The organism is Paenibacillus sp. p3-SID1389, assembly GCF_025151705.1.
In the GTDB taxonomy this organism is placed as follows: domain Bacteria; phylum Bacillota; class Bacilli; order Paenibacillales; family Paenibacillaceae; genus Fontibacillus; species Fontibacillus phoenicis.
Genome location: NZ_JALXVO010000062.1, coordinates 1 through 23,066, shown reverse-complemented (window position 1 = coordinate 23,066; position 23,066 = coordinate 1). Strand labels below are relative to the sequence as shown.

Here is a 23,066-nt window from a genome sequence, read left to right as displayed (position 1 = left end):
TGACTTGCTCATTTAGAAAAAAACTGACGAGAATTAAATCTCGGTTTAATACTCACTCGTTGTTCAGTTTTCAAAGATCAACTTCGTTGTCGTCTTATCGGCGACAACTCTTATATTATATCAGGTGATTCGTTGGGATGCAAGAACTTTTTTCGATCGTTTTTTCGACCATCAAGTTCAATCTTCTTCGCAAACACCTCATCGCCGTGAGCGACTTTTATAATATACCAAACCTCACAAGCAAACACAAATGCAATACTTGGAAATCGTCGCATATAATCGAGAATCTACTACTATTAAAAAAGAAACCTGCAATCCTCAAAGGGACTGCAGGCTTGAGAGACCGTTAGTTCATCATTAACCTTGGCTGCCAAGGAAAATATAACGAAGAATGATTAGAACGAACAGTACCCACATTAACCAGTGGATGTTGTATTTCTTTTTGCCGATCAGATTAGCCGCGAAGGCTAGCACCACATAGAACACAATCCCAAATGAAATCCCGTTCGCAATATTATAGGTGAACGGCATCATCGTTACCGTCAAGAACGCAGGGATGGCTACAACCATATCGGAGAAGTCGATCTCTTTGATCGATTGAACCATTAGGACACCAACAATGATCAAGGCTGCAGCCGTTGCAGCACCAGGAATCAAAGCTGCAATCGGAGCCAAGAACAAGGCGGCCAAGAAGCAAATCCCCGTCGTGAGGGCGGTTAAGCCCGTACGTCCACCTTCAGCTACGCCAGCTGCACTTTCAATATAAGCTGTCGTCGTCGAAGTCCCGAGCAGTGCGCCGCCAGTAACAGCCGCTGCGTCAACCAGCATGGCTTTGCCGACGCGTTTTTTGCCTTCTTCCGGATCCTTCATGATCCCAGCACGGGAAGCTGTACCTACCAAAGTACCAAATGTATCAAACAATTCCACGAAAGTAAAAGTCGCAATCGCGGAAATAATACCCGTATGCAAAATGCCGTCCCAGTCAAAGCGTGCAAAGTTGATTTGCGTGAAGTCCGGAACCCAAGGCGTTTGCGGATCGGACAAAGTACCGAAGTCCACCACACCCATCAGCAAAGCGATAACCGTCGTTCCCAGGATCCCCAGCAAAATCGCACCGCGAACCTGCAGCACCATCAAAACCCCGATCAGCAACAAGCCAATCAAAGTGAGCTGTACGTCTGTATTCTCCAGACTGCCTAAATGAATTACCGTTTCAAAGGAAAGCACATCGGTGAATGTGTTCGCCGGAATATCGCTACCGGCTTCAACGCCGATGGTCATCAGACCACTGTTTTTCAGACCGATAATCGTAATGAACAACCCGATCCCGACCGTAATCGCATGCTTCAACGAATCTGGAACGGCATCCAGCAGCATTTGACGAACTTTTGTTAAAGTCAACAGGATGAAGATCAAACCGGAAATGAATACAGCGGTTAAGCCCATTTCCCAAGTAAACGGATGATCCGTTGTCGCCGACGACAAAATCACGGACGCAAAATACGCATTCAGACCCATACCCGGCGCAAGCGCCACAGGAAAGTTAATGAAAAGGCCCATGGCAATCGTGAAAATCCCAGCGGAAAGCGCCGTTGCCAAGAATACGGAGTACCAACCCATTTCGATCTGGCCAAACGCCGTCAGCGTGTTCGGATTAACCGTCAGGATGTAGGCCATCGCCATAAATGTGGTCAGGCCCGCCATAATTTCCGTACGTACCGTTGTACCGTTCTGTTTCAGTTTAAAAAACCGATCCATGATAAAATTACTCCCCCTTAAAAATTGACAATCCAGGTTCAAACAACTGGCATGACAGCACCACTTTGTTGAATTTCCTTCGGAAAACGACAAAAAGCCCGAGGCGACATCCCTCGGGTTACCGTACATCCAGAAGAAACGATCGTTCGGATCAGCCAACAGCCATAGGCTTCCGTGAAGCAAGCATCGCAGCATTCGTCCGAGCAACATCCCCGAACTTTACCCAACCTGTTTCAACTATACGTTCGTTTCTTCCTTTCGTAGCCAGATCATTTACGGTGACCTCGTAGAGACTTCCGGGCCAATTCCCGGAATTATACGAAAAGAACTATGCGGTTTTGTCGATATCCAGACAAGCCATGTCAGCAAGGCTTATCACATGATTTATTCTAGGCGGAGGGTCCTAAAATGTCAACAGAAAAAACGAATATTCGATATGAATGTTGCTAATATTGTTCGTCATTTTGTAATTTATTTGAAAATAAGTTCTTATTATGGTTTGATACCGTCACTCATCCTTATATATCTTGACAACAAAAATCGGTTCCCACTAGAGGGAACCGATTGCTGTTCACAGTTACTCTTGACTTAATTCATTAATGGCTCGAACGGCCAGATGGCTGTAATATTCGGCAGCAGGCAGTATCGCCGATTCGTTCGGGGCAAATTCCGGATGGTGTAAAGCATAAGACGAGCTCGAACCCACATACACGAATGCTCCCGGGATGTCCTGCAGGTAAAAGGAGAAATCCTCACCGCCCATGCTCGGCCCCAGAACTTTTGTCTTATAGCCAGTTTCTCTGGCGGCCTCAGCGGCAAATTCTGACCAGAAGGCATCATTAATCGTCGCCAGCGGGCCGGGATACCAACGCAGCTCAGCCGTAACTCCCGCAGCAGCGCCGATTCCGGCGAGAATTTGGCGAATCTGCTCCGGTACACGTTTTTGAACGTCCACATTCAATGTCCGAACCGTGCCTTCCAGCTCTACGGTCGCGGGCAGCACATTCCAGGTGTTTCCGCCGGTGATACGGGTCACACTGACCACGATGGAATCCAGCGCGCTGACGAGCCGGCTGCTGATGGTTTGGAGCGCCAGCACAATTTGTGACGCAGCCACGATCGTGTCTGTGCCCTTTTCAGGCGAAGCCGCATGGGCCCCAACTCCATTGATCACGATCTCAAACCGATCCACGCCTGCTGTGATTGGGCCAGCACAGGTACCCAGCTCCCCGACCTCCAAGTCTGGGTCATTGTGCAAACCAAAGATCACTGCGACGTTGTCAAGGCCGCCGGAAGCGAGCACGTCTTTCGCCCCATGCCCCGTCTCTTCGGCCGGCTGAAACACGATGCGCACCGTTCCCGCAAGCTCCTCCTCCCGCTCTTTCAGCAGGTAAGCTGCACCGAGCGCCACTGTGGTGTGGAAGTCATGACCGCAAGCATGCATTTTACCCGGTACCGTTGAACTGAACGGCACTCCCGATTGCTCATCGATCGGCAACGCATCGATATCCGCACGAAGAGCCACTATCGGTCCCTCTCCACTGCCGATCTCCGCAATTACCCCCGTTTTTAGTGCGGGCAAATCCAGTACTTTGATGCCAGCCTCCTTCAACCACCCTTTCAGCTTCCGAGTCGTTTCGTATTCCTCATTAGACAATTCCGGCTCCCGGTGCAAATTACGCCGAATTTCCAACAGCCTCTCCTCTAACTGTTCTTTCGTGGCCGTGAAATCCAACTGAGGCTTCTCCAAGCTCATGCGCGCTTCTCCTCCTTAATTAATCCAGGTATCGTTTCAACTCCTCGGTATACTTCCGTATAAAATCTAATATAAGCTTCTGATCTTCGGGAGAGTAACTGTCGAACTCGCGGTCAATGTCCGCGCTCCTGGACTCGTGATATTGATAATGCCCGTCAAAAGCAAGCTGCCCCATCTCCGTAAGCCGAAAATAGACCTCCTTCTTGTTCTTCTCCAATTGATATTTGGAGACAAGTCCTTTATCAACCAGCTTAGCAATCGTTTTCGATGCAGTACCTTTGGTGATGTTCAAGGTTTGTGCGATCTCTGTCAGCTTCGAGTCCGGATGCCTGCCTATGGCTTCGATCATATGAATCTCGGAAAAATATAAAACCAGACCTGGAACATATTCTTTTGGTTTTTTATTGATTAAATTAAATACTTCAAACATGCGCCCCAAAGCCAAATCTATTTCAATATGAAATTGGTCCAACCTATAACGCCCCTCTATTCTTATGGTTCTTCCTATATAAGCATTCCATCCCATCTTATCTACTTTCAAATGCTTTCGTCAACCAGAATAAAGGAATATTGGTTTTATGAGGAATATACGCCTTGATATTGACTCCTCGAAACGTGAATCAGAACGTATCTCCCAAAAGCGGGCGGACCGTGAGCTCCTCAACAACGGCCTGCGGGCTTAAAGTTAGTATCGCTGCAATCAATTGACCCACATCACGTGCCTCGAGTAAACGGTCAGGACCAATCCCGATCCGTTCATCGGGAACGCGGCGTTCCGTAAAGGTACCACCTGGATGAATCAAGGTGACTCCGACACCGGCAGGCTTCAGCTCTTCGCGCAAGCCCAGTACATAATTGCGGAGAGCTGCCTTGGATATACCGTACAACGAGGTATCGGCACGTAACGCTGTAGTCGATCCGATTACAATGATTCTCGGGTACTGTCCTTGCCGCAAATACGGCAGCAGCTTCTGCACCCACCGGTAATTGGAAACCACATTCGTCTGTAAAATACGAGACAGCTCACTGGCATCAGGCTCTACGACTGAGCGTGTCTGATCATAGAAGGCTGCCGCATTTAGAATCAGCACATCCGGATGAAATTCCTGTTCCTTCATATAAGTAATAATTTCGTCCGGCGCCTCGTCACGAGCATGATCGACCGAATAAATGAGTGCAGCTCCAGCCAATTCATTCTTGGCCGCATTCAAATCCGCCGCCGTTCTGCCGGTAAGCAGCAGTTCGTGGCCCGCTGCTGACAGTTCCCTGGCGACGGCTAATCCAATCCCCCGGCTGCCGCCGGTGATTACAATCTTCATTGTTAAACCTCCCGTACGAACCACAGTTAGACACAGTTAGATAAAGTATTCCGTCTTTTCGCTTGCGGTAGGATTGTTAATCGCCATATAAATCTTCTCAACGATATTCAGCAGCTCCATATCGTTACGGTTACGCGGCCGATCAAAAGGCACATCGAATATCTGCTGAATTCGGCCAGGACGAGGGCTTAATAATACAACCCGCGTAGCCAAGTAAACGGCCTCGGCTACATCGTGGGTGATAAAAAACACCGTCTTCTTCTCCTGCTCCCAAATGCGGATGATCTCATCCTGCAGGGTAATCCGAGTCAAGTGGTCAACTGCACTGAACGGTTCATCCATCAGGATGACTCCGGGATCGGCCACCAGCGTTCGGGCTAAGCCCGCCCGCTGACGCATCCCCCCGGACAGCTGATGCGGATATTTGTTTTCAAATCCTTTCAGACCAACCAATTCGATCGTCCGTTGAACCCGGTCACGTCGTTCTGCGCGGCTCATGCCGGAAATTTCCAGTCCAAATTCGATATTACGACGGATGCTTCTCCAGGGAAATAAGGCGGAATCTTGAAACACTACACCAATGTTGCGGCTGGTTCCCGATTGAGGCACCTGATCCAGCAGCACCTCTCCGCTTGTCTGTTTCAACAGCCCGGCAGTAATTTCCAGCAAGGTGCTCTTTCCGCAGCCACTTGGCCCCAGCACGCAGACAAATTCGCCATCCTGAACCGTCAGGTTGATGTTATGCAGCGCATAGGTCTGCTCCCCGTCGACATTCTCGTATTCCTTGGTGATGTTCCGAAGCTCGATGGTCGGCATATTTACCCGCTCCTTTCTGTCGGCTTCCTCCTGTTAGTTCTCCGTTTTGTATTTGTCCAGCTTCAAGGTTTTCGCTACCTTCTCCGCGAATTGGTTATCAACAGTCCCATCCACGGAAACCTTGTCGCGCTGCATGCCGTATTCCGTCAACAGATCCTCAGTGACCTGCAAGCGGTCCACATCCACGATCGGATTGTTCTCCCACAATTCGATCTCCGCTTCAATTGCCTCACGAGTCGTCTCTTCGTCAAGGTTCAAATATTCGGCGGCCCAAGGGATAAACTCGTCAAAATGCGTTTTGGCGTATTCGTTAGCGTAGAAATAAACCTCCAATACCCGCTCCACCACGTCGGGCTGCTCATCAATCAATTTTTGGCTGGCCACCAAGACGCCGGTATGATAATCAGGCAAGTATTCCCAGGTTTTCGCAAGTACATTGCCTTCCCCATTTTTCTCAACCATAGTCGCGTATGGATTATGAATAATCGTTGCATCGACTTCCCCGGACACGAAGGTAGCATAGGCCGATTGATAGAAGCCGTTAGGTACTAGCTCGACGTCCTTCTTCGGATCGATCCCGTTTTGGGACAGCACCTCCATCAAGGTCAGAGCCATGCCGCCGATGGCTTGAGCAGATCCAACCGTCTTGCCCTTCAGATCGGCAAACGACTTAATCTCCGGTTTGGCAATGATCCAATAAGCTCCGCGGTTCCGCCACATGTTGCTGACAACCTTGATTTTCACTCCGTTGACGATGGCCGGAATATAAGTACCCGGGTCTCCATCCGCGAGATCCACCTCACCTGCCCCAAAGGCAGATACCGGGTTCGGGGTATCCACGAAGTTCAAATGAATGCCCGCATCCTCATACCAGCCTTTAGCAACAGCAAATTGGTTGGCGATACCGGTCATCCCCTTGGAAAAACCAACGGTGAGCGTAACTTCTTTATTGTCTCTACCCTGCCAAGGCGGAATCCCCGCAGCGATATCGACCGTAGATTCACTCGGTTCGGCGGTTTCAGCGGGCTCTGCCGAAGCAGCCTCTGCATTGTTAGCCGTGCCGGTATTGGTGGAATTCCCCGCTTTGGATTCATTGGACGATCCGCAAGCAGCCAGGGAAAGAACAAGTATCACGGCGATCAACAAGTGAATGGTTTTCTTTAAATACATATCTCTACACTCCTCTTTGGAATTTACATTCGTTATGCAGAACGTCTAGGCGTCCAGCGACGGCAAACCAGTCGTTCAATCAAATTGACGAGAGCAACGAACAGCACAGAAAGTACCGTTACCAGAATAATCACCAAGAACAATCTGGGTGTGTTCAACACCGCTTGAGCTTCATTTAGTACATACCCGAGACCGTTCTTGGCTGCGGCCATTTCAGCGAACACCACCCCGGTAATGGCCGTAGCTGCGGTCACCCGCAACCCATTAAAGATGGAGGGAAGCGCTGAGGGCAGCAACACCTTGAACACCGTCTGAGCCCGGCTCGCCTTAAACACCTGAGCCAGCTTCAAATGCTCGATCCGAGTCTGTTTGGCGCCGGTAACCGTATTGTATAAAATGTTGAAAAAGCAAAATAAAAAGACGAGGATGACTTTACTCTTAAACCCAATTCCGAACCACACGATGAGCAACGGCATCACAGCAGTCTTCGGCACAGCCATTGCAGCCGCGACAAACGGGTCCAGCAACTTCTCCACCAGCGGGAACGAAACGTACAGGACGCCCAGGCCAATTCCCGCGACAACGGAAATGAGATAACCCACCGCAACCTCCTGCAAGGATATGGACAAGTGCGGCCACAATGTATTCTCCTTCAACATATAAATCAATTCGTCTACGATCTGAGACGGGGAAGCCATAAACACACGATTGACCCAATCGTTCGCAACGGCCACTTCCATCCACACTAACAGTGCGACAACAATGGCAACTTGCGTAATCGTGACTCCTATGGCTTTCGACTTCTTACCTTTCTTGACGCCCGCCGCCATGCGATACCTCTCCTTCCTGTTCAAACCACTTTCAAAGCCTATGCCAAATGATAAATGGAACCATGAAGATTCAAATAAGGTTGAACCGCCCGGGCCGCCCCTCCGGTCAAACCGAGAGCAAACGGCCGTTCTCCCCGCTTCTGCAGAAACGTCGAGGCAGTCCCGTTTTGATCCGGTTCGATGAATACGAGGGAGACGTCTCCTAAACGAACGGTTTGCTTCTTCCCTTGCCAAACGTCGTCATAGCCGTGAGCTTCTGCCTCCAAGCCCAGCCATTTCGTCCAATTGTCGACGGTCTTCGCCAGATTGTGTACAGTAAAAGCCACATAATCCAGCTTCAGTGGACCAAGGCCGTGCTCAGCAATTGTGCCATGCTGCGTTAACTCCGCTCTCCGGGTCTCGTCGGAATCATCCCATTGGATAAAAAACGGGAGCGGCAATCCGCCTTCCGGCTGACCCGCAAATAACAGCTTCCAGCTAATCAGCTTGCCGTCCGGGCGACGGCGGCTGCAATCCACCGGGCCAACGACCTCGAGGCCCTGGTTAGCCAGATGGACTGCCAGCTCGTCAATCCGCTGGGTGCGAACACCGATGCGGCTCAGTCCCTCGGTGTAGCCATCCTCAGCCAATGTCTCGACCAGCCCGTATCGGGGCGTCTCTTGATGAGGAGGCAGCAGTTGATGATCGAACACACCGATCCATTCGATATAACTTAAATCAAAGTAAGTCAGCGAATTATAAGTCCCGATCCCTTCATGCCGACCTCCCTGCACCGTATGAATCCCCAGCTCAGCTAACTCAGCAATGAGATCTTCCGGCTTGCTTACGAAATGCACCGCATGGTCAAACTGCAAATCCGTTCCCATAGACGTTTCCTCTCCCTTCATGACGGTGTTGATTTAAGGTTTAATGATGATTTTGCCGAAAATTTCCCGTTCTTCGATCAAGCGATGGGCTTCGCGAATATCTTCAAGCGGCAAGACACGGTCGATAATCGGTTTTAGCTTCCCTTGGCGTACCAAATCCAGCAGAGTAGGTATGTCACCCGGTCCCCAACCGTTAGAGCCAATAATGGAAATTTCCCGAACCCATACATAACGCAAATCGGTGACTGCTTCGAATCCCGTCGTTGCTCCGCAAGTCAGAATTCGTCCCCCTTTGCGGGTGGCCTTGATGCTTTGCGGCCAAGTGGCTTTACCCGTGTAATCCACAACGATATCGGCGCCTTGTTTGCCGGTGATGGACCATACCTCTTTGGAAAAATCGGTTTTGTTGTAGTTAATCACATAATCCGCGCCCAATTCTTTCAGCTTTTCGGTTTTGGCGTCAGAACCTGCGGCTGCGATAATTTTCGCTCCCGTCAGTTTTGCAATCAGCACGGCAGCATTCCCTACCCCGCCGCTGGCGCCAAGAATAACGATGGTTTCATTCGCCTGCAGCTTTCCCTGCGTAATCAGCATTCTCCATGCTGTCCCGTAAGCGATCGGCAGTGCTGCAGCCTCCTCGAAGGAAATGTCTTCCGGCAGAGGAATCAGATTTTGGGCCGGTACACTGACAAACTCCGCCAAGCCTCCCGTCGTATCTTCACCCAGCGCTCCCTTGCCAGGAATGTGCGGGTCAATCAATACGCGGTCTCCTGGTTGAACGTGGTCGACGCCAGGTCCAACCTCATCGACGATCCCTGCTACGTCGCCGCCTGAAATATGCGGAAGCTCCAGAGTTCTCCCCGGAATCCCTCTGCGCACGAAGATATCTAAATGGTTTAGAGATACGGCCTTCACCTTGACCACAACTTCTCCTTCACCTGCTACCGGCTTCGGATGTTCCCCCACCACGACGTTATTACGATCCCCATGTTGTACGATAAGTGCTGCTCTCATATTCATTCCTCTCCTTTTCTTGACTTCTCTTGAATGATTTCAGCTAACATTTGCTTTAGTTTCGTCCGATCCACCTTGCCCGGACCTGTCAACGGTAACGCCTCAAGGTAGAATATTTCCCGCGGATGAGCATAAGCCGGACCATGTTCAATGAAGAAGCGTTTGATGTCCTCCTTGTCGATCGCTTGCCGAGTCACGACAAAGGCCACAGGCACCTCACCTTTAATGGGATGGGCGGTTGGTAGAACGCAGACATCCTCAATTTGTGGATGCTTGAGAAGGAGATTTTCCACTTCCTTCGGATACACGTTTTCACCGCCAACGTTGATCATGTCGTCCCTACGCCCGACGATGTAGACGAACCCTTCTGAATCCTGCCAAGCCATGTCTCCTGTCTTCAGCCAACCATCCGGTGTAATCTTCTTCTTCGATACCTCCGGCAAGTTCCAGTAACCATCCGCTACACCAGGATTGCTTACCCAAAGCTCCCCTGTTGTTCCGGGTGGCACCTCCTGCTCTTGGGAGTCGACGATCTTAATCCGGCCTCCTGGAAGGGGATGCCCCGCTGAACCCGGCCGTTGTCTTCCCTTGGACGATTCCAAGACGACCGGCCCTCCTTCCGTTAGGCCATATCCTTCGTAAACTTCAACTCCCATCCATTTTCGTATATCCTCAAGCAGTTCCACTGGAGCATCGGAAGATCCGCAAAGCGCAAACTCCAACGAGCTAAGATCATAAGGCCGCGGTGAATTCTTGATATGAGTCACCAGCATGCGGTATAAAGCGGGAACTCCCGAAATATAGGTGCAGCGATGAGTCTCAATAGCCTGCAAAATATCGGCCGCTACGGCATCAGGCAGAATCACGGCGGAAGAGCCCGAATAAAATACAGTTTTCATCGAAACCATGGCGTTCTTATGATATAAAGGCAAAGAAATGACAATGCGGGCATCCGGCTTCAATCCCCGGGCTTCGACGATCACGGAGACATTCCAGCGTTGTCCGCCGTGCGTGAGTCGGCAGCCTTTCGGTTTGCCCGTGGATCCCGAGGTATAGGGAAGCAGACAAAGGTCTTCTTCCTGAGTCGGATACAGTTCCAATTGATTGGATTGAGCTGTTACCAGCTCGTCGTAGTTGAGCGAACCCCCGCCGTCCTGAGGTAGGTTGTCCTCTGCTCCGCATAGGAGACTCACCTCAACGCGAGTCAACCGCTCGATGCTGTGCGCCTTCTCAACCAACACCGCATGATAGGCCAGCATCCGACTTCCGCTGTTCTCGTACACATAAGCCAGCGTTTCGGCTCCAAGCTTGGAATTCATGGGAACCGGAACGGCTCCGATGGAGATCAAACCGAAGCAAATCTCCAGGAAGCGGTAATCATTAATAAATAAGACGGCTACACGGTCTCCCGGCTTTACGCCAAGATGCAGGAACAGATTGCCGGCCCGATTGACCCGCTCCACGAGTTCTCCGTAGCTGATGACCTTCCCCTGAGCCAAAATGGCAATACGGGAAGAGGCGCGAGCGGCCGATGTCCGAATGATTTCTGCAAAATTATAACTAGCCATAATGGCCCACCTTTCCCATCTTTAATTAAGCCCCCCCTTCTTCTCCTATTTGGAGCTGAACAATCCCCGCCCGATCGCAACTTGCTTTCTTTCCAGATCCGTCACGACAATGTCGGCAATGCTCACCGTACGTCCCAACTTCACCACGGTAGCCGTCGCCAGCAAATCTCCTGCTCTTCCGGGCCGCAGAAAATTAATATGTAGATCAACCGTTGGCACGGGTCGATTCAGGAACCGGAATATCGCATAATATCCAGCAACATCGATTAAGGTTGAGATCATGCCCCCATGAATATATCCATCTGCATCTGCAGAAGTGTAAAACAATTCATTGTACGGCAAGCGGATCGTAATGGACTGATCCCCAAACTCCTCAAGCCGAAAACCAAGAAATTGATGATATTGGGAATCGGTCAGGACGGCTTCGAGCTCCTCTTGGGATAAGCCAGCAGTCATTTCAGTGATGCCCCCTTTTTTTGTTTGCCATTGAAACATTTTAAATCCATACTAAACAGATCAGAATTATTTGTCAACGGTTTTCAGCTTTTTTATAAGCAATAAATATTTACTTGACACCCCAGTTTACTCTGATTTATAGTTTTCTCTAAACTTTGGACAATTGAGGAGTAACCGGATGCAAACGCCACAGAAACAGGTCTACCAAATTCGCCTGCCTCTTCCCTTCCGTCTGAATCACGTGAACAGCTACCTCATTCAAGACGAAGAAGGCTGGAGCGTCATTGACCCGGGACTCAAAACGCCGGATACCGAGGCCCTCTGGATCGATGTATTACGGCAGTTCAACCTGAGCCCCTCGGATATCAAACGGATCTTCATCACTCATTATCATCCAGATCATTATGGATTTGCCGGAGCCATGCAGCAGTGGACCGGGGGGATTTTACTAGCAACCTCCGCAACCTTCGCTTTGGCTAACCAATATTACCGGAATGAGCAGGTAGAGGAGAACTGGTCGTTTTATCGCAGCTGCGGCATTCCTGAACCACAATGCGATGAAATGGCGGTGCTTGACCGCGAGCTGTTAGAACAAATCTCCACGATTGCGGGAGAGTCGCTGTTCGTACAAGAGGGAGATTCCTTTCTACTGGGCGGGATTCCTTATGTAACCGTCGTTGGAGGCGGGCATGCTGAGGGAAGCATCGGCTTCTGGAATGAGGAGAAGCGATTGTTGATTGGCGGGGACCTACTTCTTGAGCGAATCACGCCAAACATTACGTTTCGTTATGAGGATGAGCAGGATCCCTTGCAGCAGTATCTCGATACCTTAATTTTCCTGCGCCAGAGAAACATCCACACCGTCCTGCCCGGCCATGGTGCTGTCTTCCATCCGCAGCCTGGATACATCGATCGCATCCTCGCTCATCATCATGAACGGCTGGACAAGATCCTGGCGTTATTTAACGCGGCAGGAGCTAAAGCGCTCACCCCCTTTGAGGTTTGTGCCCGGCTGTTTCCTGGAGTTGTTCACCCGGAAAGCATCCGCTTCGCCCTCGGTGAAACGGTAGCTCACCTTCGTTACCTGCAAACAAAAAACCTCTTGCAGCTGCAAGAGGAATCTCATCATGGATTATATTATTTCTCGAAGGCCTAGCACGGATTTTGACTGGATATTTTGCGATTTTGGCCATAAAAAATACTCCCTTCTATTTGCTTAATACCGCAGATAAAAGAGAGTAATTTTTTGCACTTTAAAATTGCGGGTTTACACAAGAGTTTCAATGTCGTCTATGCCCCCCTTATGTGTCTAGGCTGTTAAGCTGCAGACGACATTGATTCCTTCTAATCTATTCCCATTCAATCGTGGCCGGCGGCTTCGACGTAATGTCGTACACGACGCGGTTCACGTTCTCGACCTCGTTGACGATCCGTACGGAAATCTTCTCCAGCACGTCCCACGGAATACGCGCCCAGTCGGCGGTCATGCCGTCGATGGACGTCACGGCACGGATGCCTACTGTGTAGGAGTAAGTACGAGCGTCGCCCATAACCCCTACGCTGCGCATATTCGGCAATGCCGTGAAGTATTGCCAAATCTCACGATCCAGTCCCGCTTTGGCGATTTCTTCGCGCAGGATGTAGTCGGAATCCCGAACGATTTGCAATTTCTCTTCCGTCACTTCGCCTAAGACGCGGATAGCGAGTCCCGGTCCCGGGAACGGTTGTCTCCACACGATTTCCCGAGGCAGACCCAGCTCTTCGCCAACCTTGCGGACCTCGTCTTTGAACAACGTTTTCAGCGGTTCGATCAGCTTGAACTTCATATCTTCCGGCAACCCGCCAACGTTATGGTGGGACTTAATCGTTTGGGCCGTTGCCGTGCCGCTCTCGACAATATCCGTATACAACGTTCCTTGGGCCAGGAATGTAAAGTCATCGAATTTCGCCGACTCTTCGTCGAACACGTAGATAAATTCGTTACCGATGATTTTGCGCTTCTGTTCCGGGTCATCCACGCCAGCCAGCTTCGAGAGGAAACGCTCGCGCGCATCAATCTTGACGACCTTCATGTCGAACTTGCCGACGAAGGTCTCCATGACGCTCTCCGCTTCGCCTTTGCGCAGCAGACCGTGATCGATGAACATGCAGGTTAACTGGTCGCCAATCGCTTTATGAATCAGCATGGCCACCACCGAAGAGTCCACGCCGCCGCTCAACGCGCAAAGCACTTTGCCGTCACCGACTTGGGCGCGAATATCGCGCACCGCGTCTTCGATAAACGTCTCCATGCTCCAGTTGCCTTCGCAACCGCAAATGTCGTAAAGGAAATTGCGGATCATTTCATTCCCATGTACGGAATGCCGCACTTCGGGGTGAAATTGTACGCCATACATCTTCCGGTCCGGATTCGAAAACCCGGCGATAGGCGCATGCTCTGTCGATGCATCAACCACGAAGCCGTCCGGAAGCTGGGTCACGTGGTCCCCGTGGCTCATCCATACCGTCTGCTTCGAATCCAAACCGCGAGTTAATGCCGAATGTTCGGCAAAATCCACGTCCGCTTTGCCGTACTCGCGTTTTGCCGCACGTTCGACCTTACCGCCAAGCTGGTGAGCCATTAACTGCATACCATAACAGATGCCGAAGATCGGCACACCGATGTCGTACACGGCCGGGTCAATGTGCGGTGCATCCTCCGCATAAACGCTGGACGGACCACCCGAAAAAACGATGCCTTTCGGCGCGATTTCCCGCAGGCGTTCTACCGGCGTATTATACGGCAGCAATTCGCTGTACACGCCTAAGTCGCGGATCCTTCTTGCTATTAACTGATTGTATTGTCCTCCGAAGTCAAGGACCACAATCATTTCATTAGGTTTATTCATGACCGAGCCTCCCTCAAATTATGACACCTATTATACGAAACGACAAAAGAGGTCGTCAAGGAAGCCCAAACGCCAATTTCAGCGTCGGCGAGAGGCCAACTTCCGGCATTGTTCTAGGAATTTCACGCTTTCCTGTCGCTCCAGCCGCAGGCCTCCATAGTAGATCCTTTCCCAGGTCCGCACGAACTGCTCAGCACACTCCGCTTGCGCCTGATCTTCGCTGAAAGCGCTCTGGATATATTCCCGGGCTGTCATGGACGCAGGCTTGGGGCCGTAAAGCAATGCCAATTCGTGCCAAACCCGATCCGCCGAAGCCAGCAGCTCGCGGCGTCCAGGAAAGGCACTGCTTAGCCGCAACCGTCCGAAGGCAAGAAGCAACAAGTGTCCGCGCAGCCTCATTTCCCGTGCGAACAGCAAAGCGAAACCGGCAACCAAAGCCAAGGCAGTCCAATCGAACGGGCGCAGCCGCGGGTTCAGGTGGGAAAGTTGTTCGTAGGCGGCTTCCGCAAGCCTCGGTTGCAAGTGCTTGGCCACCTCAACTGCTTTGGCTAACCATGGAAAGGCCGCTCCTGCATCTGCTTCGCTTAATCTGTAATCCGCTAAGGTGCTGACGCTTAAAGCTATGGATTCGCCAAACCCCGGCGTCGGATCAAAGGCAACCCAACCCGCTTCAGGAAAATAAACCTCTGCCCACGAATGCGCATCGGCATAGGTTACGGAATACCGGTGCATCTCTGCGGAAGCTGTACTGTTTGCGAACGAGGCGGACTCTAACCCGCTCCCCGCTCCGGCGGAAGCCGCAGCTGCAGATGGCGCAGGATCTCCCGGCGCGAAGCCCTTGACCCAGCGAGCCGGAATCCCGCCGCTGCGCAGCAAGATGACCATCGCCGTCGAGAAATGGTCACAATAGCCGATGCGGTCGACGAACAGAAAGTGGTCGACGAAATCGGCGCCTTCCGGCGGCTGACGGGAATCGAGGCTGTAAGCGTAGCGATGCTTAAGGTAGCTCTCGACGGCGGCCGCCGCATCATAGCGGTTGCTTTCTCCGGCGACAAGCTGCTCGCCCAACTTCCGCACCCGCTCCGGCAATGCGTCCGGCAGCTGCAGAAAGCGGTCACGGACCTCTACAGGGTCCGGCCCCTCTTCTTGGCGCAGCTTGTCCGCAGATGCCGTCGGCACCGCCGACGTCAGCTCATAGCCGTAAATCTGCTCCGCCGGGGCAGCATAGTCGACGATCAAGGCATCGGCCCAGGCATCAAACCGAGGCTCAATCTGCACCGACTCGTTTCCGTCACCGGCGATGATCCGTTCCGCCTGGACCGGAAGCCCGCCCGAGAGCAGGGCTACCCTCCCCGACAACGGCGCTTCGAACGTCACCGTTTGCCGTATGAGCTCGCGGCCGGTGTCGACCTGGGCCTCGGCTGTGATGGCTTCGCCTTCAGCCGCCTCGCCCGTTACGCCGCCGGAGCGCTCCGCACCGGCGATCGCGGGCGCGCCTTCCCCGGCCGGTTGAATCCAGCCCCGGCCGGTGTACACGCTTTTGCTTTCGCCGCGCCAGTACGTATTGTACGGCGACAACGCCGTAAAATACGGGTCATGGCGCAGGCGCAGCGGCCCGCCCAGCTTGGAGTCGTCCCGGCCGTAGCCGGATACATTGACAGCCGCAGCATGGCCCGGCGTGCCTGTCAGCTCGGCTCCGCTCCACTCCGACAAGCTGCGCGCGACCTGCTCCCAAGAGATCGCCCGCACCGGCTGCAGCGGCAGCAGCGAGCTGAGCAGCGCTGCGCCCGCCACGCAGGCGAGCACGACGGCCCCGCCGGCGATGCTCCCGGTTCCCCGGCTCGGTCCAGACTCGCCGCGATGGAACGCTGCCGCCTGCAGGGCCAAGCCCAACGCCGCCGAGCGGATGACGCCCAAATACAGCTCCAAGCCGACGGCAGCTTCCAGCACGAGCAAGTAGATCACCGTGGCGGACAAGAACAGCAAAATACTCTGGCGCGATAACGCCAGCATCTGTACGGAAACGACCAGCAACGTCCAACCGATCAACAGCAGCAATGCCCGCGTCTCCATGCTGATGGAGAACAACCGCCCCGTATCCCAAAACGCCTCCAGATCGGCAGAGATCGTATGGGCGTAGCCGGCAAACCAGGCAATCCCTTCTCCTCTCCCGAACAGATACAACATGGCACCGGCGATCAGCAGCGGCGGCAGCGGCGCATACAGGGCAGTCGGCAGCCGCAGGCAGCCAAACAACAGCAAAGCTCCGGTGAGAACGAAAAACAGCGGAAGCAGCTCCGTCTGCCTTTCGGGAATCATCGCATGCAACGGATACAACCATTCCCCAAACAAACCAAACAGCAGCAGCGTAATCACGACCCGCAAGCCGACAGAAGGCGCAGAATGCCCGCCTCGCCGGGATGGTGTCACCGGTGCCAACTGGCCGCTGGAGGTGAGCACTGCCGGTTTAGGCGCCGACATGCTTGATCGCCTCCTTCCGCGGAGTTTTCGTCCGATACAACGTCAGATCCAACACCGTGACGCCCCGTTCTCGCAGCCGGGCTACCAGCCGCCCCAGATCCGATCCGCCGAGCCCGCCGGCGCACCAAACTTCCACGGTTACCCCCAGCTCGGCCCAATGCAGCACATCCCCCGCCAATTCAGGCGTCAGCGTGCCGGTGATGACCGTAAGGCTTTGCCCTTGGGAGAGCACCTCGGACCAATCCCGGCGAAGCAATTCTCCCGCAGACAAGCCGCTCCCTAAGCGGAGGCCGGCCAGCTGCTCCAGGCCGCTCATCAGGCCGTCGCGACCGTTCACCCGGCAAGCTCCGTCCATCGCGCTATGGCTGAAGCGAAGCTCATCGGCGCCGGAATCGCCGCCCGCTTCGCGCGTAAACCACGTGGCGGCTGCCGAAACCGCCAGTTCGAAGCCGGCGGAGGAAGCGTAATCCCCGTCCTGCGTGCTCAGCAGCAAATAGCGCGGCATGACCCCCTGCTCCTCGGGGATGCGGGAGAGCAGCTGGCCTTTTTTCGCCGAGTATTTCCAATGAATTCGCCGCAACGGATCACCCTCGACATAGGGTCTTAACCGGCCCGGAGTTGGAGACGATGCGACCAGCTGGGGCTGCCAAGCCCCGCCGCCCTCCTGCTCGCCCCGCTCCTCTGCCTTCGGGGGATCTCCTGCCAGCCGCAGCGGATGAACGACCATCACCTCAGAGGAAGCCGCAAGTCGGCTCCGCTTGAACCAGCCAAACGGATCGCCCCAGGTTAACCTAACGGAAGCATTCTTATAGACGCCCCGAGGCAAGCCCTGAATCGCATATGTCATCCGGTAATCCCGGCGAAATCCGGTAAAAAACAAACTACCGCCCCGGCCCCCCGGGCGGTTCTTCCCGTATTCTGAACCAACCGCGTCTCCTGCCAGCTGGTCCTCGATCTGCAGCCAAACCGGCGGCAGACCTCCCTCACAGCGGACCGTTAACGTGACAGTGACCGGTTCACCGGCAACCGGAAATACCGGCTGCCAAGCGCGCTCCACCTTGAAGCGCTTCGGGCCAAATGCTTGGACCAAAACGCCCTGCAGCATAATGAATCCGACCAGCAGCAGCAAGAATAAAGCCGACGCCCCGCCGCGCCAAGCGTACCAACCTCCCAAAGCTCCGGCGAAGGTGACGGCGATCAGCCATGCCCATCCTGCGTGCTTCATGACGAAGCCCCCGCTCTCCGTGCAAAAATCGGCACATTCACCTTAGCCAGCACTTCAGCTAGCGCCTTCTCTCCGCTGACTCCGTCGAGCTTCGCTTCCGTCCTCAGCACGATCCGGTGCGTGAGCACAGCGGGCGCGACCGCCTTCACATCGTCCGGCGTGACGAACGAACGTCCTTTGTAATACGCCATCGCCTGCGCCGCCCCCATCCAGGCAAGCGTTGCGCGCGGACTGAAACCCAGCGCGATTTGCGGATGGCGCCGGGATACGTCCGCCGCCCCAACCATATAGCGCTTGATGACGTCGTCCACAAATACGCTGCGCACCTGACGCTGCATGAGGGCCATTTCCTCCGGCAGCAGCACCGGCTTCAGCTCGGCAAGATTAGGCGGATCCTGCATCCTCCCGAGCAGATCCACCTCCTGCTCTGGCTTCGGATACCCGAGCGTCAGCCGCATCAAAAAACGATCCAGCTGCGCCTCCGGGAGGCGATAGGTTCCTTCGTATTCCAGCGGATTTTGCGTAGCCAGCAGCAAAAACGGCTTCGGCAAAGCCCGCGTCTCTCCATCGATCGTCACTTTCCGTTCTTCCATCGCTTCCAGCAGTGCCGACTGGGTTCGCGGCGCTGCCCGATTGATCTCATCGGCCAATACGACATTGGCGAACACCGGCCCGGGCCGAAACTCAAACTGACCGCTTTGCGCATGGTATACCGTTACGCCGGTGACATCAGACGGCAGCAGGTCCGACGTGAACTGAATGCGGCCAAACGACCCGCCGATGCAGGCAGCTAACGTGCGTACCAGCATCGTTTTACCCACTCCTGGCACATCCTCTAACAAAATATGACCGCCGCTCAATATCGCTACCACCGCGAGCTCGATCTCTGTTTTTTTCCCAACAATCACCCGATCCACCTTATGGACGAGCCGCTCCAGCAGCGTCTGCGCTTGATCGTGATTCATCCTGACTTCTCCTCCATTTCTAAAAACCATGGCCGTAATCTATCAACCAGTATCTCCAGAAACTAGCGGAAATAGACATGGAAGAAAGGAAGAGGATGTCTGCGTCTGCCCCAAAAGAATCTATTAAACCTAGAGTGCCGAGACCCGTCGTTCCCCAGCGGTCGAGACGACCCCGACGATCGGATGACCTAACGCCTCCAAGAGCGGACGCAGTGGAATCCATAATGCTTGTGCCTTGCGGTCAAACGTCACTTCCCATTCCGCATTCGTCCCGTCTTGGCGTACGGCGGTCAGCACTCCGCGCCGTGTATCCGCTACGATGTAGGCGTCCCCCCAGTTGATGAAGGCGCTTTGCGTCGCCTCGCTCCAATAGACCTCAGCTCCCAGCCGCTCCATCACCATACGGACAGGAGCCACATACTGACCGTCACGCAGCTCGTATTCCCCCGGCGCAAGGCGCGTTTGCAAGCCGCCGGCCTCCACGGTGAGCGGCAGCTCCGGTTCAAACAAAGCCGCATTCGGAACGACGTTGGACGCGATCCATTCGGCGGAAGGCGCTGGACGGTTCTTTTTCTTGCCTACCTGAGGATCCAGCGAAAATTGAACGGGCTTTTGCTCCGCAGATAATGTACGAAACTCGTAACCTAGTTTTTTATAGTAATGAATAATTTCCGGCAGCGCCTTGACGGTCTGCTCATGCCCGCCTCCATCATGCATCAACACAATCACTTGGTCCTGCAGCTTCGCGTTCTTGACGTTGGCTACAATCTCATTTGCCGGAACGCCTTTGCGCTTGGAATCGCCGCTGTCCACATTCCAGTCGAACACTTTATACCCACCCTGCTCCAGCAGGTTGAAATACGTCTTGTCAAAATGACCGTACGTCCCGCCCGGCGCGCGAACCAACGCCGTACGTGTTCCCGTGATCTCCCGCAGCACCTCTTCCGTTGCCTTGACCTGCTTCCAGAATTGGCCGAAGCTGTCGTACAACGCGTCGTAATCATGGTTATACGTATGATTCCCGAGGGCATGGCCGCCGTCGACGATTCGCCGGATCTTCTCTGGATAACGTTTGGCCTGCTCGCCAAGCACGAAAAAGGTAGCGGTCACCTCTTCTTCCCGCAAAATCTCCAGTACTTGATCCGTATGCGGGCTAGGTCCGTCATCAAACGTCAAATAAACGGTCTTGCCTTGCACTTCCTTTTGGTTTTCTTGCAGCGTCTCCGCCTTCTTCGTCTGAGACGCTGCCAAAGCCGCCGATGCGCCAGCCGAGCCTATGGCCGACGTATGGACGGGTTCCACCTTCTGGGGTGCAGGTGCAGCGAAATTCACTTTATGCGTCGCGGTTCCCCCCGCGGCTTGTTCTTTCATGGCCAGGGCTTTGACTTCGGGCAAGCCCTTGTGCTGGAAGCCGAGCGGCGTGCAGATCGCAGCGATCAGCACCAACGTAAGCAGCAGCATACGAACCAGCATTCGTCCGGAAATCTTTTTTTGTTTCATCGACTTTCTACCTCCGCGTTAGGATCAAATTCTTTTCTATGAATCCTTTGGCTTTCTGGTAGATTGTATGAAGGTAGAAACGCAAATAGACTTCCGGATTTACCGTTAACCGCAAAAAAATCGCCCCTCGTCACTTAGACAAGAGGCGACCGGCACATGGCCTTAGACTCCCCGTTTACTTACTCGTCTCCCGCAGTGCCTCCAACACTTGTTCCGCATGCCCTTTCACTCGAACCCCGCGCCATTCGCGAAGCAGTTTGCCCTCCTCATCGATCAGGAACGTCGAACGGACGATGCCTTCGTATTCGCGGCCGTACATTTTTTTCAGCTGCCATACGCCAAACATCCGGCATACCTCATGAGACTCGTCCGATAATAGCGGAAAATTCAGCCCCTGCTTCATGGCGAACCTTGCGTGAGATTTCACCGAATCCCCGCTGATGCCAAGCACCACTGCCCCGTATTCGCCGTACGCCTGGGCAAGGTCGCGGAAATCACAAGCCTCCTGGGTACAAGCTGGGGTAGCATCTTTGGGATAAAAATAAAGAACGACCTTCCGGCCGCGAAATTGCGATAATGAGATTTCCTCCCCGTTGGCTGCGGGCAATTGAAAATCCGGAACGGGCTGACCGATTTGCACTTGTTGCGTTTGTTCCGACATGCTCCTTCCTCCTCTGGCCTCTCCAACCCTGAAATTGATTGTATTTACAAAAAAAATTATAATGGAAAGACATGTAGTATATCTATAATAGAAACCGAATTTATCGCATGACTTGAAAGGAACGAACCCAATGACGAAACGCACAAAACGGGCGATTCTCTGGTCTGTGATCGGAGTGGTTGTCGCTCTCGCTGCCTTTGCAGCCTACTATTTTACGGCCCTCTATAACCAAGTGAACAATTTTCAAAAAGAAGGAGAACAGTCTCCTTTCTATAACGTGCAGCCAACCGAAACGAAAGTGCCGGAACCGCCCAAATGGGAAGGCAAGGATCGGGTGAACATTCTGCTGATGGGCGTCGATGCGCGCGGTTTGAAGAAAGGGGAAATCCCCCGCTCGGACACCATGCTGGTCGCTTCCCTCGACCCTGTGAGCAAGAAGGCCTACCTCTTCTCGATTTTGCGTGACACGTACACGAAAATTCCGGAGCACGGTTCGGACCGGATCAACACGGCGATTACGCATGGACCCAATACGGCGATGCAAGCAGTCTCCGACCTGCTGGGCATCCCGATACAATATTATGTGTATACCGACTTTCAAGGATTCATTGAGCTGGTGGATGCGGTCGGCGGGGTTGATTTTTATGTGGAAAAAGATATGCACTACACCAGCAAAGCGGATAACCATGAATACGATATCGATCTGAAAAAAGGACAGCAGCACCTCGACGGCAAAACCGCGCTGCAATACGTCCGCTTCCGGCACGACGCCCTGTCCGACTACACCCGGACCGAGCGGCAGCGTAACTTCCTGAAGGCGGTGGCGGAAAAGTTGAAGTCGACGACTTCAATTATGAAGCTGCCTTCGATTCTGGAGAAAATCAATCCTTACATCGACACGAACTTGTCGGTTCAGGATATGTGGAAGCTGGCTACCGTCGGGTATGACACAGAAATGGTCGCCAGCGAACAAATTCCGCCGATGGAACTGCTGGTTGAGAAAACCGTTGGCGGCTCGTCCGTCCTTGGCGTTCGCAGCGAAGATGAATTAAAGCAATACGTGCAGGACGTATTTAACAAAGCTGAGGAAAGCGGGACGGGCAGCGGCAGCGATGCTGACGGTGCCGAGGACAACGGCGGCAGCAACGACGACAGCGGCAGCTCGGGCCGTACCGGGGCGAACGCAGGCAGCAGCGGCGTGAACCTGGAGGCGGCCAGCCCTTGAGGCTGGTAGCCTTTAGTGGCGAAGGACTCCAAACCCTAAGGTTGGTGGAGTCCTTCCTGCAGGCGGGCTCCTGCCCGTGAGGTCGGAGGGCGCAGCTTGAGGCAGGCCTGCCCTGTGGGGGTGGACTTACTCGAGAGGCGGCCTCCTCTCTTTTGGGGTGCTCGGCGGAGGGCTGCAACGGTCTAATAAGATCGGTCGCGGTCACTGGCGGTCGCTGACAGTGCTCACGGTCGGCGGTGAGCTAACTGCCGCTAATTGCACCACACAATTGCCGCTAATTGCATCATCAGCTGGCGCAAATCGCACTACATTCTGGCGCAATTTGCATTATCGACTAGTGCAAATCGCACCACCAGCTGCACAATTTGCATCATTAACTGGCGCAGATCGCTCCACCTACTGATGTTTTTTGCACCACTAACTGCTGTTTTTTGCACCACCACCGCCACGAGATGTAAAAGTGCAGTTCATTTTGGCTAAAAACCGCTATTTTTGACCTGTCAAATGTAAAAGTATAGTTCATTTCCGCTGAAAAGTCGTTTTTGAGGACATATCCTGCTACGTGAGA

Annotated in this window: 20 protein-coding genes and 1 riboswitch; of the genes, 2 read left to right on the top strand and 18 right to left on the bottom strand. The window is 53.4% G+C overall.

Features of this window, described 5'->3' with window-relative positions; genetic code table 11:
- Positions 1-357: 357 nt before the first annotated feature.
- From M3G15_RS18890 to M3G15_RS18840, 11 genes are all read right to left on the bottom strand, one after another.
- Complete coding sequence (locus tag M3G15_RS18890) at positions 358-1,758, bottom strand: NCS2 family permease (protein ID WP_009226962.1); 1,401 nt, start codon at positions 1,756-1,758, stop codon at positions 358-360.
- Positions 1,759-1,999: 241 nt separating this feature from the next.
- A riboswitch (purine riboswitch) is annotated at positions 2,000-2,100 on the bottom strand.
- 235 nt (positions 2,101-2,335) lie between these two features.
- Positions 2,336-3,514, bottom strand: coding sequence for an amidohydrolase (locus M3G15_RS18885; RefSeq protein ID WP_260071758.1), 1,179 nt, complete (start codon positions 3,512-3,514; stop codon positions 2,336-2,338).
- A gap of 19 nt (positions 3,515-3,533) precedes the next feature.
- Complete coding sequence (locus M3G15_RS18880; protein ID WP_260071757.1) at positions 3,534-3,986, bottom strand: MarR family winged helix-turn-helix transcriptional regulator; 453 nt, start codon at positions 3,984-3,986, stop codon at positions 3,534-3,536.
- 148 nt (positions 3,987-4,134) lie between these two features.
- Positions 4,135-4,833, bottom strand: coding sequence for an SDR family oxidoreductase (locus tag M3G15_RS18875; protein ID WP_260071756.1), 699 nt, complete (start codon positions 4,831-4,833; stop codon positions 4,135-4,137).
- Between the two features lie 36 nt (positions 4,834-4,869).
- On the bottom strand, positions 4,870-5,649 hold the full coding sequence (locus M3G15_RS18870) for an ABC transporter ATP-binding protein (protein WP_260071755.1): 780 nt from the start codon (positions 5,647-5,649) through the stop codon (positions 4,870-4,872).
- 33 nt (positions 5,650-5,682) lie between these two features.
- Positions 5,683-6,819: an ABC transporter substrate-binding protein gene (locus M3G15_RS18865; protein ID WP_260071754.1), complete on the bottom strand. Its 1,137-nt coding sequence runs from the start codon at positions 6,817-6,819 to the stop codon at positions 5,683-5,685.
- 32 nt (positions 6,820-6,851) lie between these two features.
- Positions 6,852-7,649: an ABC transporter permease gene (locus M3G15_RS18860; RefSeq protein WP_260071753.1), complete on the bottom strand. Its 798-nt coding sequence runs from the start codon at positions 7,647-7,649 to the stop codon at positions 6,852-6,854.
- Positions 7,650-7,687: 38 nt separating this feature from the next.
- Entirely contained in the window at positions 7,688-8,515 is an 828-nt protein-coding gene (locus M3G15_RS18855) for a VOC family protein (RefSeq protein ID WP_260071752.1), read from the bottom strand.
- 33 nt (positions 8,516-8,548) lie between these two features.
- Positions 8,549-9,529 carry a zinc-binding dehydrogenase gene (locus tag M3G15_RS18850; RefSeq protein ID WP_260071751.1) on the bottom strand — a complete coding sequence of 327 codons (981 nt, stop codon included), beginning with the start codon at positions 9,527-9,529 and terminating at the stop codon, positions 8,549-8,551.
- A gap of 2 nt (positions 9,530-9,531) precedes the next feature.
- Entirely contained in the window at positions 9,532-11,097 is a 1,566-nt protein-coding gene (locus tag M3G15_RS18845; RefSeq protein WP_260071750.1) for a class I adenylate-forming enzyme family protein, read from the bottom strand.
- Between the two features lie 45 nt (positions 11,098-11,142).
- Positions 11,143-11,553: a PaaI family thioesterase gene (locus M3G15_RS18840; protein WP_260071749.1), complete on the bottom strand. Its 411-nt coding sequence runs from the start codon at positions 11,551-11,553 to the stop codon at positions 11,143-11,145.
- A gap of 178 nt (positions 11,554-11,731) precedes the next feature.
- On the opposite strand from M3G15_RS18840, the gene M3G15_RS18835 reads away from it, so the two are divergent.
- Positions 11,732-12,709, top strand: a complete 978-nt coding sequence (locus M3G15_RS18835) for an MBL fold metallo-hydrolase (RefSeq protein WP_260071748.1) — start codon at positions 11,732-11,734, stop codon at positions 12,707-12,709.
- A 193-nt stretch (positions 12,710-12,902) separates the two neighbouring features.
- On the opposite strand, the gene guaA is transcribed toward M3G15_RS18835, so the two are convergent.
- The 6 genes from guaA to bcp all read right to left on the bottom strand — a co-directional run bounded on the left by guaA (position 12,903) and on the right by bcp (position 21,273).
- Positions 12,903-14,441 carry a glutamine-hydrolyzing GMP synthase gene (gene guaA / locus M3G15_RS18830; protein WP_260071747.1) on the bottom strand — a complete coding sequence of 513 codons (1,539 nt, stop codon included), beginning with the start codon at positions 14,439-14,441 and terminating at the stop codon, positions 12,903-12,905.
- Positions 14,442-14,519: 78 nt separating this feature from the next.
- Positions 14,520-16,922 carry a DUF4129 domain-containing transglutaminase family protein gene (locus tag M3G15_RS18825; RefSeq protein WP_260071746.1) on the bottom strand — a complete coding sequence of 801 codons (2,403 nt, stop codon included), beginning with the start codon at positions 16,920-16,922 and terminating at the stop codon, positions 14,520-14,522.
- A complete protein-coding gene (locus M3G15_RS18820; RefSeq protein WP_260071745.1) occupies positions 16,909-18,147 on the bottom strand; it encodes a DUF58 domain-containing protein in 1,239 nt (412 codons plus the stop codon). The genes M3G15_RS18825 and M3G15_RS18820 overlap by 14 nt, the downstream gene beginning before the upstream one ends.
- Positions 18,144-19,112, bottom strand: coding sequence for an AAA family ATPase (locus M3G15_RS18815; protein WP_260071744.1), 969 nt, complete (start codon positions 19,110-19,112; stop codon positions 18,144-18,146). Before M3G15_RS18815 ends, M3G15_RS18820 begins: the two co-directional genes overlap by 4 nt.
- A gap of 129 nt (positions 19,113-19,241) precedes the next feature.
- Complete coding sequence (locus M3G15_RS18810) at positions 19,242-20,612, bottom strand: polysaccharide deacetylase family protein (protein ID WP_260071743.1); 1,371 nt, start codon at positions 20,610-20,612, stop codon at positions 19,242-19,244.
- A gap of 175 nt (positions 20,613-20,787) precedes the next feature.
- The gene (gene bcp, locus M3G15_RS18805; protein WP_260071742.1) at positions 20,788-21,273 is read right to left on the bottom strand and encodes a thioredoxin-dependent thiol peroxidase; all 486 of its coding nucleotides are present in this window, start codon (positions 21,271-21,273) and stop codon (positions 20,788-20,790) included.
- A 130-nt stretch (positions 21,274-21,403) separates the two neighbouring features.
- Between bcp and M3G15_RS18800 the strand changes: the two genes are divergently transcribed.
- Positions 21,404-22,498, top strand: coding sequence for an LCP family protein (locus tag M3G15_RS18800; protein WP_260071741.1), 1,095 nt, complete (start codon positions 21,404-21,406; stop codon positions 22,496-22,498).
- Positions 22,499-22,871: 373 nt separating this feature from the next.
- Here the strand turns inward: M3G15_RS18800 and M3G15_RS18795 are convergent.
- Positions 22,872-23,066: hypothetical protein (locus tag M3G15_RS18795; protein ID WP_260071740.1), on the bottom strand; the 195-nt coding region annotated here is incomplete at its 5' end.

What these genes read in the sequence shown, in the direction of transcription:
- M3G15_RS18890 (WP_009226962.1), bottom strand. Translation starts at nt 1,758, where the DNA reads ATGGATCGGTTTTTTAAACTGAAACAGAACGGTACAACGGTACGTACG.
- M3G15_RS18885 (WP_260071758.1), bottom strand. Translation starts at nt 3,514, where the DNA reads ATGAGCTTGGAGAAGCCTCAGTTGGATTTCACGGCCACGAAAGAACAG.
- M3G15_RS18875 (WP_260071756.1), bottom strand. Translation starts at nt 4,833, where the DNA reads ATGAAGATTGTAATCACCGGCGGCAGCCGGGGGATTGGATTAGCCGTC.
- M3G15_RS18870 (WP_260071755.1), bottom strand. Translation starts at nt 5,649, where the DNA reads ATGCCGACCATCGAGCTTCGGAACATCACCAAGGAATACGAGAATGTC.
- M3G15_RS18865 (WP_260071754.1), bottom strand. Translation starts at nt 6,819, where the DNA reads ATGTATTTAAAGAAAACCATTCACTTGTTGATCGCCGTGATACTTGTT.
- M3G15_RS18860 (WP_260071753.1), bottom strand. Translation starts at nt 7,649, where the DNA reads ATGGCGGCGGGCGTCAAGAAAGGTAAGAAGTCGAAAGCCATAGGAGTC.
- M3G15_RS18855 (WP_260071752.1), bottom strand. Translation starts at nt 8,515, where the DNA reads ATGGGAACGGATTTGCAGTTTGACCATGCGGTGCATTTCGTAAGCAAG.
- M3G15_RS18850 (WP_260071751.1), bottom strand. Translation starts at nt 9,529, where the DNA reads ATGAGAGCAGCACTTATCGTACAACATGGGGATCGTAATAACGTCGTG.
- M3G15_RS18845 (WP_260071750.1), bottom strand. Translation starts at nt 11,097, where the DNA reads ATGGCTAGTTATAATTTTGCAGAAATCATTCGGACATCGGCCGCTCGC.
- M3G15_RS18840 (WP_260071749.1), bottom strand. Translation starts at nt 11,553, where the DNA reads ATGACTGCTGGCTTATCCCAAGAGGAGCTCGAAGCCGTCCTGACCGAT.
- M3G15_RS18835 (WP_260071748.1), top strand. Translation starts at nt 11,732, where the DNA reads ATGCAAACGCCACAGAAACAGGTCTACCAAATTCGCCTGCCTCTTCCC.
- guaA (WP_260071747.1), bottom strand. Translation starts at nt 14,441, where the DNA reads ATGAATAAACCTAATGAAATGATTGTGGTCCTTGACTTCGGAGGACAA.
- M3G15_RS18825 (WP_260071746.1), bottom strand. Translation starts at nt 16,922, where the DNA reads ATGTCGGCGCCTAAACCGGCAGTGCTCACCTCCAGCGGCCAGTTGGCA.
- M3G15_RS18820 (WP_260071745.1), bottom strand. Translation starts at nt 18,147, where the DNA reads ATGAAGCACGCAGGATGGGCATGGCTGATCGCCGTCACCTTCGCCGGA.
- M3G15_RS18815 (WP_260071744.1), bottom strand. Translation starts at nt 19,112, where the DNA reads ATGAATCACGATCAAGCGCAGACGCTGCTGGAGCGGCTCGTCCATAAG.
- M3G15_RS18810 (WP_260071743.1), bottom strand. Translation starts at nt 20,612, where the DNA reads ATGAAACAAAAAAAGATTTCCGGACGAATGCTGGTTCGTATGCTGCTG.
- bcp (WP_260071742.1), bottom strand. Translation starts at nt 21,273, where the DNA reads ATGTCGGAACAAACGCAACAAGTGCAAATCGGTCAGCCCGTTCCGGAT.
- M3G15_RS18800 (WP_260071741.1), top strand. Translation starts at nt 21,404, where the DNA reads ATGACGAAACGCACAAAACGGGCGATTCTCTGGTCTGTGATCGGAGTG.